The organism is Herbaspirillum sp. (genome assembly GCF_017744395.1).
Classification (GTDB): Bacteria; Pseudomonadota; Gammaproteobacteria; order Burkholderiales; family Burkholderiaceae_D; genus Herbaspirillum.
On the sequence record NZ_JAGIBI010000012.1, the window covers coordinates 73,143 to 86,113 of the forward strand.

At 64.1% G+C, this 12,971-nt stretch carries 14 protein-coding genes and 1 pseudogene; 5 read left to right on the forward strand and 10 right to left on the reverse strand.

Annotation, left to right across the window (positions count from 1 at the left end; genetic code table 11):
- The first annotated feature begins 81 nt into the window (after nt 1-81).
- The gene (locus J7548_RS20010) at nt 82-1,089 is read left to right on the forward strand and encodes a TRAP transporter substrate-binding protein (protein ID WP_290978086.1); all 1,008 of its coding nucleotides are present in this window, start codon (nt 82-84) and stop codon (nt 1,087-1,089) included.
- Nucleotides 1,090-1,171: 82 nt separating this feature from the next.
- Here J7548_RS20010 and J7548_RS20015 read toward each other — a convergent pair whose 3' ends face one another.
- The 4 genes from J7548_RS20015 to ugpB form a co-directional block, all read right to left on the reverse strand.
- Nucleotides 1,172-2,263 carry a sn-glycerol-3-phosphate import ATP-binding protein UgpC gene (locus J7548_RS20015; protein WP_290978088.1) on the reverse strand — a complete coding sequence of 364 codons (1,092 nt, stop codon included), beginning with the start codon at nt 2,261-2,263 and terminating at the stop codon, nt 1,172-1,174.
- A gap of 27 nt (nt 2,264-2,290) precedes the next feature.
- Nucleotides 2,291-3,142, reverse strand: coding sequence for a sn-glycerol-3-phosphate ABC transporter permease UgpE (gene ugpE / locus J7548_RS20020; RefSeq protein WP_290978090.1), 852 nt, complete (start codon nt 3,140-3,142; stop codon nt 2,291-2,293).
- A complete protein-coding gene (ugpA, locus tag J7548_RS20025; RefSeq protein WP_290978092.1) occupies nt 3,139-4,023 on the reverse strand; it encodes a sn-glycerol-3-phosphate ABC transporter permease UgpA in 885 nt (294 codons plus the stop codon). Before ugpA ends, ugpE begins: the two co-directional genes overlap by 4 nt.
- A 101-nt stretch (nt 4,024-4,124) precedes the next feature.
- Nucleotides 4,125-5,435: a sn-glycerol-3-phosphate ABC transporter substrate-binding protein UgpB gene (ugpB, locus tag J7548_RS20030; protein WP_290978094.1), complete on the reverse strand. Its 1,311-nt coding sequence runs from the start codon at nt 5,433-5,435 to the stop codon at nt 4,125-4,127.
- 282 nt (nt 5,436-5,717) lie between these two features.
- Here ugpB and ubiA point away from each other — a divergent pair, with 282 nt between their 5' ends.
- Together ubiA and J7548_RS20040 are read left to right on the forward strand one after the other, a co-directional pair.
- Nucleotides 5,718-6,572 (forward strand): 4-hydroxybenzoate octaprenyltransferase, encoded by an 855-nt coding sequence (ubiA, locus tag J7548_RS20035; protein ID WP_290978096.1) that lies wholly within the window; start codon nt 5,718-5,720, stop codon nt 6,570-6,572.
- A 33-nt stretch (nt 6,573-6,605) separates the two neighbouring features.
- The gene (locus J7548_RS20040) at nt 6,606-7,265 is read left to right on the forward strand and encodes a thiopurine S-methyltransferase (protein ID WP_290978098.1); all 660 of its coding nucleotides are present in this window, start codon (nt 6,606-6,608) and stop codon (nt 7,263-7,265) included.
- A gap of 344 nt (nt 7,266-7,609) precedes the next feature.
- Here J7548_RS20040 and J7548_RS20045 read toward each other — a convergent pair whose 3' ends face one another.
- From J7548_RS20045 to J7548_RS20060, 4 genes are all read right to left on the reverse strand, one after another.
- Nucleotides 7,610-7,837, reverse strand: coding sequence for a hypothetical protein (locus J7548_RS20045; protein WP_290978100.1), 228 nt, complete (start codon nt 7,835-7,837; stop codon nt 7,610-7,612).
- A gap of 17 nt (nt 7,838-7,854) precedes the next feature.
- On the reverse strand, nt 7,855-8,571 hold the full coding sequence (locus J7548_RS20050; protein WP_290978102.1) for a peptidoglycan DD-metalloendopeptidase family protein: 717 nt from the start codon (nt 8,569-8,571) through the stop codon (nt 7,855-7,857).
- A complete protein-coding gene (gene proC, locus J7548_RS20055) occupies nt 8,571-9,383 on the reverse strand; it encodes a pyrroline-5-carboxylate reductase (protein ID WP_290978104.1) in 813 nt (270 codons plus the stop codon). Before proC ends, J7548_RS20050 begins: the two co-directional genes overlap by 1 nt.
- A 97-nt stretch (nt 9,384-9,480) precedes the next feature.
- Nucleotides 9,481-10,182: a YggS family pyridoxal phosphate-dependent enzyme gene (locus J7548_RS20060; protein WP_290978106.1), complete on the reverse strand. Its 702-nt coding sequence runs from the start codon at nt 10,180-10,182 to the stop codon at nt 9,481-9,483.
- Nucleotides 10,183-10,257: 75 nt separating this feature from the next.
- On the opposite strand from J7548_RS20060, the gene J7548_RS20065 reads away from it, so the two are divergent.
- Together J7548_RS20065 and J7548_RS20070 are read left to right on the forward strand one after the other, a co-directional pair.
- Nucleotides 10,258-11,301 (forward strand): type IV pilus twitching motility protein PilT, encoded by a 1,044-nt coding sequence (locus tag J7548_RS20065; protein WP_290978108.1) that lies wholly within the window; start codon nt 10,258-10,260, stop codon nt 11,299-11,301.
- Between the two features lie 42 nt (nt 11,302-11,343).
- Complete coding sequence (locus J7548_RS20070) at nt 11,344-11,829, forward strand: glutathione peroxidase (RefSeq protein ID WP_290978110.1); 486 nt, start codon at nt 11,344-11,346, stop codon at nt 11,827-11,829.
- Nucleotides 11,830-11,834: 5 nt separating this feature from the next.
- On the opposite strand, the gene J7548_RS20075 is transcribed toward J7548_RS20070, so the two are convergent.
- Both J7548_RS20075 and J7548_RS20080 read right to left on the reverse strand, forming a co-directional pair.
- Nucleotides 11,835-12,479, reverse strand: a complete 645-nt coding sequence (locus J7548_RS20075; protein WP_290978113.1) for a glutathione S-transferase family protein — start codon at nt 12,477-12,479, stop codon at nt 11,835-11,837.
- A gap of 183 nt (nt 12,480-12,662) precedes the next feature.
- Nucleotides 12,663-12,971 (reverse strand): annotated as a pseudogene (locus J7548_RS20080) (ketol-acid reductoisomerase); the annotation flags it as partial.

Sequence of the window (12,971 nt, forward strand, 5' to 3'; positions counted from 1 at the left end):
ACCACGCCTGGCAGGGCCGTACGCGCGCAGGCGCCGGATCGCAGTAATGCCATCAATCACGCCGGCAACGGGGGAGAGAGCATGTCCGATACCGCATCCTCAATATTGCTATTGCGCCGAATGGCCTGCGCCGCCGCCATTTCCCTGCTGCCGGCAGCTTCGGTGCTGGCGCAGGCCGCCAACCTGCGCCTGATCAACGAATACCCTGCCGCTTCCATCACCGCTAGCGCCGACCTGCGGTTCGCCGCCAGTACGGCCCGGATGTCGAACGGCGAAGTCGCCGTCACGACGCTGCAGGAAGCCGCCAATCCTTACAAAGGCCGTGACCAGGTCGCCGCGGTCAGCGAAGGCCGGGCCGAGATCGGCACGCTGTTCGCCGGCATCCTGGGCGGCAGCGATCCGTTTTTCCTGCTTTCTTCCCTGCCCTTCCTGGTGGACGGATTCGAACAGGCGCAGGCGCTGTTCACCTGTACCCGACCGGAACTGGAACGCCACTTGGCGGCGCTGAACCTGCGCCTGCTGTATGCCACCCCGTGGCCGCCCTCCGGCATCTGGTCGGCCCGGCCGGTGGCCGACATCGCCGCGCTCAAGGCCCTCGATATCCGTACCTATGACGACAACAGCCGCGGCGTCTTCCAGCGCGTCGGCGCGCGCAGCGCCAACCTGCCGTTTTCGGCGCTCGTCGCCAAGCTGGCCTCGGGGGAACTGAACGCGGCGCTCTCGTCCGGCGACGGCGGCGCGGGCAACCGGCTGTGGGACCACCTGGGCCACTTCACCGCCATCAGCTACGCCATTCCGCTGAGCTACACGGTGGTCAACCTCGAGACCTGGAACCGCCTGACGCCGCAACAGCAAGCCGCGCTGACGCGAGCCGCCCAGGCGACCGAGCAGGAGAGCTGGTCGATCGTCAAGAACCGCATCCAGGAAAATTACGCGCGCATGTCCGAACACGGCATGCGCCTGGACCTGGAGCCCGCCGCCGAAGTGCGCCAGGCCTTGCGCAAGGCCGGGCAGGAGCAGGCCGATGGCTGGTGGCCGCAACAAGACCCGGACCGTGCGCTACGCACGCGCTGCATGCCGACCGGCTAGGGGAACAGGAGCACATCCCCGGTCCTGAATAAGAAAAGCCTCGCAATTTGCATTGCGAGGCTTTTTACTTTCCGCTACGTGCTTAGAGACGATGCGTGGTCTGCGCATCGAACCAGTGCACATCCGCCGCGCCGAACGTGGCGCCGATTCGCTGGCCGGTCGCCACCTGGATGTTGGCCGGGCAGCGCAGCACCAGCGACTGCCCGCCGCAGCGCGCATGCACCAGCAGCTCGGCGCCCAGCGCCTCGACCAGTTCCACATCCAGCGCCAGCTGCGCGGGCGAGCCGTCCAGCACCGGCAGCAGGTGCTCGGGGCGCACGCCCCAGATGCGCTCTTGCCCCGCCGCCGCGGCCACCGGCTGCGGCAGGCGGATCGTGCCGCGCTCGCCGCCTTGTTCGGCTTCGAACGCCGCACCGTCGGCCGACAGCTTGCCGCGCAGCAGGTTCATCGGCGGCGAGCCGATGAAGCCGGCCACGAAGGTGGTCGCCGGGCGCGCATAGACTTCGGCCGGGGTGCCGATCTGCTCGGCCACGCCGCGGTTCATCACGATCATGCGCTGGCCCAGCGTCATCGCCTCGACCTGGTCGTGCGTCACGTACAGGCTGGTGGTGCGCAGGTTGGCGTGCAGCTTCTGGATCTCCAGGCGCATCTGCACGCGCAGCTTGGCGTCGAGGTTGGACAGCGGTTCGTCGAACAAGAACACCGCCGGCTTGCGCACGATGGCGCGCCCCATCGCCACGCGTTGGCGCTGGCCGCCGGAAAGCTGGCGCGGCGTGCGCTCCAGCAAGGCGCCCAGTTCCAGGATACCCGCCGCGCGCTGCACGCGCTCGTCGATCTCCGCCTTGGTCAGGCCGGCGATCTTCAGGCCGTAGGCCATGTTTTCATACACGCTCATGTGCGGATACAGCGCGTAGTTCTGGAACACCATGGCGATGTCGCGCTCCTTGGGTTCCAGGTCGTTGACCACGCGCTCGCCGATCACGATCTGGCCGCCGCTGACTTCTTCCAGGCCCGCCACCATGCGCAGCAGCGTGGACTTGCCGCAGCCGGAGGGGCCGACCATGACGATGAACTCGCCGTCGGCAATCTCGGCGTCGATGCCGTGGATGACGTCGACCGCCTTGCCGCCCTTGCCGTAGGTCTTGCGGACTTGCTTGAGATGGATTGCTGCCATATTCGCTCTGCCTAAATGCCTAAAGATTTATTTTTCGGAATCGACCAGGCCCTTGACGAACCATTTCTGCATCACCACCACGATCAGTCCGGGCGGCAGCATGGCCAGCATCATGGTGGCCATCACCATGTTCCACTCGACGGCCGAATCGCCGCCGGAGATCAGGGTCTTGATGCCGATGCCGATCGGGTACATGTCCTGCTGGGTGGCGATCATCAGCGGCCACAGGTACTGGTTCCAGCCGTAGATGAACATGATCACGAACAGCGCGATCACGTTGGTGCGCGACAACGGCCACAGCACGTCCTTGAGGAAGCGCAGCGGCCCGGCGCCGTCGATGCGGGCGGCCTCGGCCAGCTCGTCGGGCACGGTCAGGAAGAACTGGCGGAACAGGAAGGTGGCGGTAGCCGAGGCGATCAGCGGGATCGTCAGGCCGGCGTAGCTGTTGAGCATGCCGAAGTTGGACACCACCTGGTAGGTCGGCGTGATGCGCACTTCCACCGGCAGCATCAGGGTGACGAAGATCATCCAGAAGAACAGGTTGCGGCCGGGGAAGCGGAAATACACCAGGGCGAAGGCCGACAGCATGGAGATGGCGATCTTGCCCACGGCAATCACCAGCGCCGTCACCAGGCTGACCCACAGCATGTTGATCACCGGCGGCGCCACCACCTGGCCGGAAGCGCCCTTGAACAGCACGGTGCTGTAGTTGTTGAACAATTCGCCGCCAGGCACCAGCGACAGCGGCGACATGGCCGACTGCTCGGCGGTCTGGGTACTGGCGACGAAGGCGACGTACAGCGGGAACACCACCGCCAGCACGCCAAGGATCAGCACCAGGTGGCCGATCGCATCAAGGATGGGACGTCTCTCGATCATGCGTATTGGACCTTCTTTTCAACGTATTTGAATTGCACCACGGTCAGCAGGATGACCAGTGCCATCAGCACCACCGACTGCGCCGCCGAGCTGCCCAGGTCGCCGCCCTTGAAGCCGTCCGAGAACACCTTGTAGACCAGGATCTCGGTGTCCTTGCCGGGGCCGCCGTGGGTGGTGGCGTCGACGATGACAAAGGTGTCGAAGAAGGCATAGACCACGTTGACCACCAGCAGGAAGAAGGTGGTCGGCGAGATCAGCGGGAACACGATGGTGAAGAAGCGCTTGACCGGGCCGGCGCCGTCGATGGCGGCGGCTTCGATCAGCGACTTGGGAATCGATTGCAGGCCGGCCAGGAAGAACAGGAAGTTGTAGCTGATCTGCTTCCACACGGCGGCGATCACGATCAGGATCATCGCGTGGCGGCCGTTGACCATGTAGTCCCAGCCGATGCCGAGCTTGCCCAGCAGGTGCGACAGCACGCCCAGCGACGGGCTCAGCAGGAACATCCACAGCACGCCCACCACCACCGGCGACACCGCATACGGCCAGATCAGGAAGGTCTTGTAGATCGACGCGCCCTTGGTGACGCGGTCGGCGAACACCGCCAGCAGCAGCGAAATCGCCATGCCGGAGAAGGCCACCAGCAGGGAAAACACCGCGGTGGTGCGGAACGATTCGAGATAGGTCGGATCGCCGAACAGGGCGGCGAAATTGTCCAGCCAGACGAATTCGGAATAGCCGCCGAAAGCGTCTTCCAGCAGCACGGACTGGTACAGCGCCTGGATCGCAGGCCAGAAAAAGAACAGCAAAGTGATCAGGATCTGCGGTGCGACCAGCAGATACGGCAGCCACTTGGATTTGAATCGCGCGCGTTTTTCCACGTTCGCTCAGGCCAAAAAAGAAGTTTCAGGAAAATCCATCGGCCGCGCCTCCCATCAAACGATGCGAATGGCGCGGCCGACGGCACTACCGGGTACCGATGTTACTGGGCGCCCTTGTTGGCTTTCTCGAAGCGCGCCAGCAATTCGTCGCCGCGCTTGACGGCCGAATCCAGCGCATCCTTCGGGGTCTTCTTGCCGGTCCAGACGTTTTCCAGTTCCTCGTCGAACACGATACGCACCTGCGCGTAGTTGCCCAGGCGCAGGCCGCGCGACTTCTCGGTGGTCTTGACGATCATCTGCTTGACCGCGACGTCGGTGCCGGGATTGCGCTCATAGAAACCGGATTGCTTGGTCAGCTCGTAGGCCGCCTTGGTGACCGGCAGGTAGCCGCTGTCCTGGTGCCACTTGGCCGCCACTTCCGGCTTGGAGAGATAGGAGAAGAACTTGGCCACGCCCTTGTACTCGTCGGCCTTCTTGCCGTTCATCACCCACAGCGAAGCGCCGCCGATGACGGTGTTCTGCGGCGCGCCCGGCACGTCGTTGTAGTACGGCAGCGGAGCGACGCCGAACTTGAACTTGGCGTTCTTGCGGATATCGGCATAGGCCGAGGAAGAACCGGTGATCATCGCGCACTCGCCGGCATTGAACTTGGCGTTGGCTTCATCCTTGCGGCCGGCATAGGTGAAGTAGCCCTGCTTGGCCCAGTTCGCCAGGTTTTCGATATGGCGCACGTGCAGCGGGCTGTTCAGCTTCAGGCGCGCATCGAGGCCGCCGAAGCCGTTGCTCTTGGACGCCAGCTCGACGTTGTGCCACGTTGAAAACGATTCCAAATGCACCCAGGATTGCCAGGTCGTGGTGTATGCGCACGATGCGCCGCTGGCCTTGATCTTGGCGGCCATGCCGACGAACTCCTGCCAGGTGGCGGGCGGCTTCTCGGGATTCAGGCCGGCCTTGGCGAACATGTCCTTGTTGTAGAACATGATGGTGGTGGAGCTGTTGAACGGGAAGGACATCATGCCCTTGGGCGTCGAGTAGTAGCCGCCGATGGCCGGCACGTAAGCGTTCTGGTCGAACTTCTCGCCGGCCTGGTGCATGACTTCATACACCGGCTTGACCGCGCCCTTGGCGTAGATCATGGTGGCGGTGCCCACTTCGAACACCTGCAGGATGTCGGGCGCGTTGCCGGCGCGGTAGGCGGCGATGGCGGCGGCCATCGACTCGTCGTAGGTGCCCTTGTAGACCGGGACCACCTTGTAGTCGGACTGGCTCTTGTTGAAATCGTCGGCCAGGGCATTGACGCGCTCGCCCAGGGCGCCGGTCATCGAATGCCACCAGGAGATTTCAGTGGCGGCATAGGAGGAAGATGCAATCGTCGCCAGCATGCCGGCCGCGACCAGTTGTTTTACATTCATCGGAGACTCCGGAAAAAAGGGGTATTGATGCTAACAATGCACCGTGACAGCCGCGTTACATTAACGGCACCGAAGGCTGCGCGCAAAGAAAACCTATGCCGCTGTGCAGCAGAGCATGGCCAAATGGCATCGCACTGCAACGACGGGCCGTCCGGACGCCACAACTTGTTCAAAATAGCACCGCGAGATTGAACAAATGTCACATGAAAACAGGCACATAAGGCCAGCGGCAAGCCGCGCGGCGGCGAATTATAATGCGGCTTTCGCTTTTCCGGACCCGGCATGAACAGGCTCAAGCTTTACGCGCTTCTGGTGCGCGCGCACAAACCCATCGGAATCCTGCTGCTGCTGTGGCCCACGCTGATCGCCCTGTGGCTGGCCTCGGGCGGCGTCCCGACGCCGGGCGTGCTGGCCATCTATATCGTCGGCACCGCGCTGATGCGTTCGGCCGGCTGCGCCATCAACGACTACGCCGACCGCGACTTCGACCGCTTCGTCAAGCGCACCGAACAGCGCCCGCTGACCTCCGGCAAGATCAAGTCGTGGGAAGCGCTGATGGTGGCCGGCGTGCTGGCGGTGGTGTCGTTCCTGCTGATCCTGCCGCTGAACGCGCTGACCAAGCAATTGTCGGTGGCGGCGGTGATCATCGCCACCACCTATCCCTACTTCAAGCGCTTCTTCGCGATCCCGCAGGCCTATCTCGGCATCGCGTTCGGCTTCGGCATCCCGATGGGCTTCGCCTCGGTCACCGGCACGGTGCCGCCGGCGGCCTGGGTGCTGCTGGTGGCCAATATCTTCTGGGCCGTCGCCTACGACACCGAATACGCGATGGTCGACCGCGACGACGACCTCAAGATCGGCATCAAGACCTCCGCCATCACCTTCGGCCGCCACGACGTGCTGGCGGTGATGCTGTGCTACGCGGCCGCGCTGGCGCTGATCTGGGCCGTGGGCCTGCAATACGGCCTGGGCCTGTGGTTCTCGGCCGGCATGCTGGTCGCCTGCGGCTTCGCCGTCTACCACTACACGCTGATCCGCGGCCGCGACCGCATGCGCTGCTTCGCGGCCTTCAACAACAACAACTGGCTGGGCGCGGCGATCTTCGCCGGCGTAGCGCTGGATTACCTGTTGCGCTGACGGCGCACAGGATCACGATCAAGAGGAGACACGATGGAAGCGGAATTCTGGCTGGAGCGCTGGCGCGAGGGACGCACCCATTTTCACCAGCAGCGCGTGACGCCGCTGCTGCAGAAGTACTGGCCCTCGCTGGAACTGCCGGCCGGCAGCACGGTGCTGGCGCCGTTATGCGGCAAGTCGCTGGACATGCTGTGGCTGGCCGGGCAAGGCCACAAGGTACTGGGCGTGGAACTGTCGCAGCTGGCCGTAGAACAGTTCTTCAACGAAAACCGGCTCGCGCCGCAGGTGCGTGAATCGGCGCAAGGGATGCACTACACGGCCGGCGATATCGAAATCATCTGCGGCGACATCTTCAACCTCGACGACGCCACCCTGGCCGGCTGCACCGGCGCCTACGACCGCGCCGCGCTGATCGCCCTGCCGCCGGAAATGCGTGCGCGTTACGCAGAGCAAGTCTACGGCCGCCTGCCGGCCGGTGCGCGCAGCATCCTGATCACGCTGGAATATGCCCAGGAGCAGATGGACGGGCCGCCGTTCTCGGTGCTGGAAAAGGAAGTGCTGGAGATCTACGCGCCGCATACGGCGGCGCAGGCGATCGACCGCCGCGACATCCTGGACAAGGAGCCCAAGTTCATCGAGCGTGGGTTGAAGGCGCTGGATACGGTGGTGTATCGGTTGCAGCGCAAGGATTGAACCAAACGGCAAACGACGCTGGATCCTGACCTTCGTCAGGATGACGGCGATAGAAGATAGCGAGCCACCGCATCGATGCCGCAGGCGAGGGAAAGTACCGCAAGGCCGAAGGCGAGCCGGATAAGAAGTCCGCTTCTGACCAGCCGCTGGAATGCGGGAACCCCGAAGGGGCTGGTTAGTAGCCTTGTTGGAGCAGTGCTCCAACCTTCTTTTGCTTACTTTTCTTGGCGAGACAAGAAAAGTGAGCGGCTGCCGGGCCGCCCCCGGCGCTCACCTCCGGCCGGAGAGACCAAGCAATAAAGCCAGTGCATCAGAACGCAGCAAGACCAGACTACCCAAAGAAATCAAACCTCCGCAGTAGTCCGAATCACAGTAACCCGACTGATAACAAACTCCCCATCCACCACCACCCGAAACGGCACCCCCGCCACATTGAACCCAGGCCCCCCCTCGTCATCCCAAACCTGGGCCAACGCATCAAACTCCCGCGGACTCATATGCAGCATCTGGGCGCTGATGACAAAAGTAGCCCCCGCCTTCTGTTTCCTGACGATATCTTCAAGCCTTGCCATGACAGTTCCCGAACGGTTCAGCGCGGCGGCAGCAAGGCCATCACATTGACCGGCTTGCCGTTGCGGCGGATTTCAAAATACAGTTTCACGCGGCTGGTATCGCTGTTGCCCATCGCGGCAATCTGCTGGCCGCGCGTGACCATCTGCCCTTCCTTGACCGCGATGCTCTTGTTGTGCGCATAGACCGACAACAGCGCCGGCGTATGCTTGATGATCACCATGTTGCCGTAGCCGCGGATGCCATGGCCGGCATAAGTCACCTTGCCGGCGGCCGCAGCCACGACTGGCTGGCCGTCGCTGCCGGCGATGTCGATACCCTTCTTGTAGCTGTCGCCGCTGGGCGCCGACTTGCCCTGCGTGGGCCACATCCAGTCCAGCTTGGCGTCGGCGGGCGCCGGGGCGTCATCGTCGCCCCCCTTGGCCGCAGGCTTGGCGGCCGGCGCCGCCTTGCGTGCCGGAGCCGGAGTCGGCGCTGCGCCGCGGCTGCCCTGCCCGGCGCCGGTACGCGCCACGATGCCGGTAGGCGGGCGCACCAGGATGCGCTGGCCGACCTCCAGGTCGTTCGGATTGCGCAGGCGGTTCCAGGCTGCCAGGTTGGACGGGCTCTGGTCGAAATCGCGGCCGATGCTATAGAGAGTGTCGCCGCGGCGCACGGTGTAATAACCGTCGTTGTCGGCTGTCGAGGCGCACCCTGCCAACAGGAGCGCCGCGACGATGCTTGCAATCCTCTTCATCAGTCCTTGCCGAATTCGTCGCCCAGCTCCTTGCTGCGGGTGGCCGCGGCCTTGAGCGCGGTGACGATGGCATCCTTGACGCCGGACTGCTCCATCGAGACCAGCGCCGCGTAAGTGGTGCCGCCCTTAGAGGTGACGCGATCGCGCAGCGTGGCGACCGGATCTTCGGAACGGCGCGCCAGCTCGGTGGCGCCGTCGAACGTGGCCTTGGCCAGTTGCAGGCCCTCGGCCGACGACAGTCCCAGTTCCACCGCCGCCTTCTCCATCGCTTCGAGGAAATAGAAGACGTAGGCCGGGCCGCTGCCGGAAATGGCGGTCACCGCGTCGAGCTGTTCTTCGGACGACACCCACACCGTCTCGCCGACCGCCTTGAGGATGGAATCGGCCTGGGCGCGCTGCAGGGTCGAGACCCCGTTGCCGGCCGCCATGCCGGCGATGCCGCGGCCGATCAGCGCCGGCGTGTTGGGCATGGCGCGCACCACCGCCTGGTGGCCGTCCAGCCAGCGCGAAATGTCGGCGATGCGGATGCCGGCGGCAATGCTCAGCACCAGCTGCGCGCCGATCAGCGGCTTCACCGCGGCCATCACGTCGCGGATCTGTTGCGGCTTGACCGCCAGCACGATCACGTCGCTGGAGGCCAGCGTGCCGTCGATGGCGGTGGCGGTCGTGATGCCGAACTTGTTTTGCAGCGCCAGCAGCGAATCGGCATTGGGGTCGACCACGTGGATGTTCTGCGGCTCCGCCACCTTGCCGACCAGTCCGCCGATCAAGGCGGTCGCCATGTTGCCGCCGCCGATAAACGCTATCTTCATTTTCGCTCCTTGTGTTGCGCCCGGAAAACCGCTCCGGGGCGCTGTTCTCGATGATCTCAATAAAAGAGGCGCCGCCTGGGCGACGCCGGAATATTCCTTACCCGTAATTGCGCGCGCCAAAGATGGCGCTGCCGATCCGCACGATGGTCGCCCCTTCGACCACAGCCGCCTCCAGGTCCGCCGACATGCCCATTGACAGCGTGTCCAGCGGCAAGCCGCCGGCGCGCAGCGACTCGTACAAACCTCGCACCGCCGCGAACGCCGCGCGCTGACGCGCCACATCGTCGGTCGGTTCGGGGATCGCCATCAGGCCGCGCAGCGCCAGGTTGGGCAATGCCGCCACCTGCGCCGCGACGCCGGGCAATTCCTCCGGCGCCAGCCCGCTTTTGCTCGCTTCGCCGCTGATGTTCACCTGCAGACAGATATTGAGCGGCCCCAGTTCCGGCGGGCGCTGTTCCGACAGCCGGCGGGCGATCTTCTCGCGGTCCACCGAATGGACCCAGTCGAAGCTCTCGGCGATGGGGCGGGTCTTGTTGCTCTGGATCGGCCCGATGAAGTGCCACTGCAACCCGGCCGCCGGCGCCAGCGATTGCATCGCGGCGATCTTTTCCAGCGCTTCCTGCAAATAATTTTCCCCGAATGCCCGCTGCCCCGCCTGCACCGCCGCCATCACCGCATCGGCGCCGAAGGTCTTGGAGACGGCGAGCAATCGTACCGATGACGGGGAGCGGCCCGCCCGTTCGGCGGCCGACGCGATCTGGTGTTGCACGTGTTGCAAGTTTTTGGCGATTGACGACATAATCCGGTGCCGGGAGGGGCTCGGCTGCGGGGAATATAAATAGATGGCTTAGTGATTTCCTTGCAAGGATTATAAATGGACATTGCCGGACTACTGGCATTTGGCGTCAGAAACCAGGCATCCGACCTGCACCTGTCGGCCGGTTTGCCGCCCATGCTGCGCGTGCATGGCGACATCCGCCGCATCAACCTCAGCCCCCTGTCCGACGAGACGCTGCAAGCCATGCTGCTGTCGGTGATGAACGATGAGCAGCGGCGCGCCTATGCCGAACACCTGGAATGCGACTTCTCGTTCCAGCACCAGGCGCTGGGGCGCTTCCGCATCAACGCCTTCCGGCAACAGCGCGGCACGGCCATCGCGATCCGCCATATCCCGCAGCAGGTTCCCACGCTCGACGGCATCGGCGCGCCGGCCATCTGCGCCGAACTGGCCTCGCGCCCGCGCGGGCTGGTGCTGGTGGCCGGCCCCACCGGCTCGGGCAAAAGCACCACGCTGGCGGCCATGGTCAACCACATCAACGAGCAGCGCGCCGCCCATATCCTCACCATCGAAGACCCGATCGAGTTCATCCACGAACCGCGCCGCTCGCTGGTCAGTCAGCGCGAGGTCGGGCAGCACACGCGCTCCTTCGCCAGCGCGCTGCGGGCGGCGCTGCGCGAGGATCCCGACGTCTTGCTGGTAGGCGAATTGCGCGATGCCGAAACCATCCGCCTGGCGCTGACCGCAGCCGAAACCGGCCACCTGGTATTCGGGACGCTGCACACCGCATCGGCTGCCAAGACCGTGGACCGCATCGTCGACGTGTTCCCCGCCGGCGACAAGGAAAGCGCGCGCGCCATGCTGGCCGAATCGCTGCAGGCGGTGGTCTCGCAGACGCTGCTCAAGACGCTGGACGGCAACGGCCGGGTGGCGGCGCACGAGGTCATGCTCTCCACCCCGGCGATCCGCAACCTGATCCGGGAAGGCAAGACCGCGCAGATGTATTCCGCGATCCAGACCGCCACCGGGATTGGCATGCAGACGCTGGAAGGCAGCATGGGCGAACTGGTGCACCGCGAACTTATTTCGCTGGAAACGGCCCGCAGCCATGCGCGTTCGCCCGATTATTTCCCGTTATAGCTAAAATGATAGCCAGCAAAGACTCAGACCCAGGGGGCCGCGATGACAACCATTTATGAATTCCAGCCGAAGCTGGCCGACAACACCGAATTCCCGCTGGAACAGCTGCGCGGGAAAGTCATGCTGATCGCCAATACCGCCAGCAAATGCGGCTTCACCCCGCAATACAACGGGCTGGAGCATATCCACCGCCAGTTCAAGGGTCGCGGCCTGGAAGTGATGGCCTTCCCCTGCAACCAGTTCGGCGCGCAGGAGCCGGGCAACGCCGACGAGATCGGCGCCTTCTGCGAGAAGAACTACGGCGTGAGCTTCCCGCTGTTCGCCAAGATCGACGTCAACGGCGACAATGCCGCGCCGCTGTTCAAGTTCCTGAAGAAAGAAGCGCCCGGCCTGCTGGGCAGCAAGGCGATCAAATGGAATTTCACCAAGTTCCTGGTGCGCAAGGACGGCAGTGTCTACAAGCGCTACGCGCCGCAGACCCGCCCCGAGGAAATGGTGTCCGACATCGAGAAGCTGCTGGCGGAATAAGCGCCTCAGCCGGGCTGGCGGTAAGTACCCGCGCCATGCGGCGCGGCGGCGAACTCAGGTAGCTGCTCGGCGGCTGCGGACAATGCCGCCAGCGCCGGGTAGCGCGCGACGGGCACGGTATCCGGCACCATCTGCTGCGTGAATTGCCAGGCCACCGCCGTCGTCAGCGTCGCTTGGTCGATGGTGGCGCTGGCAATCACGGCCGGGTGTTTTTCAAAGCCCGCTTCCAACGCATCATAGGCCGCCAGCAACTGGCCGGAGACACGCACCAGCCATGGCTGGTGGAGTTTCTCGGCCGGACGCAGCTCGCGTTCGTAGACGATTTGCACGCTTTTCTCACACGCCGCCATGGCCAGACCGGTCACGCGCAGCGAGCGCTGCAGGCCGGGAAGGTCGGACGGCACCAGGCTGCGCCCGGAGACCGAGGCCGACAGCGCTTCGGCATATTCCAGGACCAGCGTGGAATCCATCAGCACCTCGCCATCGTCGCAAATCAGCGTCGGCGCCTTGACGACCGGATTGATGCCGAGGAACTGGTCGAAGGTGCGAAACACCGATACCGGATGGTGCTCGAACGGCAGGCCAAGCAGTTGCAGGGAAATCGCAACGCGGCGTACGAAGGGTGAATCGAGCATGCCGATCAATTGCATGTGACGCTCCAATAAAGGGGGAACAAAGCGGGAACGGCGATGTTACAGCAAGCGGGCCGGGCTTGCGCCGAGCGGCTCATCCCCCTGCCTTCGCTGGAATGACGAGGGATATTTATTGGAGCAGAAAAAGAAAAGGACGCCGAAGCGTCCTTTTCCTTGTACAGCCTAAAGACTAAACCGATCTTAGTTCTTGGTCTGGTCCACCAGCTTGTTCGCCTTGATCCAGGGCATCATGGCGCGCAGCTTCTCGCCCACGACTTCGATCTGGTGCTCGGCGTTGATGCGGCGACGCGACAGCAGGGTCGGCGCGCCGGCCTTGTTTTCCAGGATGAAGCTCTTGGCGTATTCGCCGGTCTGGATGTCGGTCAGCACTTGCTTCATGACCTTCTTGCTCTCTTCGTTGATGATGCGCGGGCCGGTCACGTATTCGCCGTACTCCGCGTTGTTCGAGATCGAGTAGTTCATGTTGGCGATGCCGCCTTCGTAGATCAG

Excerpts from the sequence above, each read along its gene's own strand:
- J7548_RS20040 (WP_290978098.1), top strand. The coding sequence starts at position 6,606 with ATGGAAGCGGAATTCTGGCTGGAGCGCTGGCGCGAGGGACGCACCCAT.
- J7548_RS20050 (WP_290978102.1), bottom strand. The coding sequence starts at position 8,571 with ATGAAGAGGATTGCAAGCATCGTCGCGGCGCTCCTGTTGGCAGGGTGC.
- ugpE (WP_290978090.1), bottom strand. The coding sequence starts at position 3,142 with ATGATCGAGAGACGTCCCATCCTTGATGCGATCGGCCACCTGGTGCTG.
- J7548_RS20075 (WP_290978113.1), bottom strand. The coding sequence starts at position 12,479 with ATGCAATTGATCGGCATGCTCGATTCACCCTTCGTACGCCGCGTTGCG.
- J7548_RS20010 (WP_290978086.1), top strand. The coding sequence starts at position 82 with ATGTCCGATACCGCATCCTCAATATTGCTATTGCGCCGAATGGCCTGC.
- J7548_RS20060 (WP_290978106.1), bottom strand. The coding sequence starts at position 10,182 with ATGTCGTCAATCGCCAAAAACTTGCAACACGTGCAACACCAGATCGCG.
- J7548_RS20015 (WP_290978088.1), bottom strand. The coding sequence starts at position 2,263 with ATGGCAGCAATCCATCTCAAGCAAGTCCGCAAGACCTACGGCAAGGGC.
- ubiA (WP_290978096.1), top strand. The coding sequence starts at position 5,718 with ATGAACAGGCTCAAGCTTTACGCGCTTCTGGTGCGCGCGCACAAACCC.
- proC (WP_290978104.1), bottom strand. The coding sequence starts at position 9,383 with ATGAAGATAGCGTTTATCGGCGGCGGCAACATGGCGACCGCCTTGATC.
- J7548_RS20045 (WP_290978100.1), bottom strand. The coding sequence starts at position 7,837 with ATGGCAAGGCTTGAAGATATCGTCAGGAAACAGAAGGCGGGGGCTACT.
- ugpB (WP_290978094.1), bottom strand. The coding sequence starts at position 5,435 with ATGAATGTAAAACAACTGGTCGCGGCCGGCATGCTGGCGACGATTGCA.
- J7548_RS20065 (WP_290978108.1), top strand. The coding sequence starts at position 10,258 with ATGGACATTGCCGGACTACTGGCATTTGGCGTCAGAAACCAGGCATCC.
- J7548_RS20070 (WP_290978110.1), top strand. The coding sequence starts at position 11,344 with ATGACAACCATTTATGAATTCCAGCCGAAGCTGGCCGACAACACCGAA.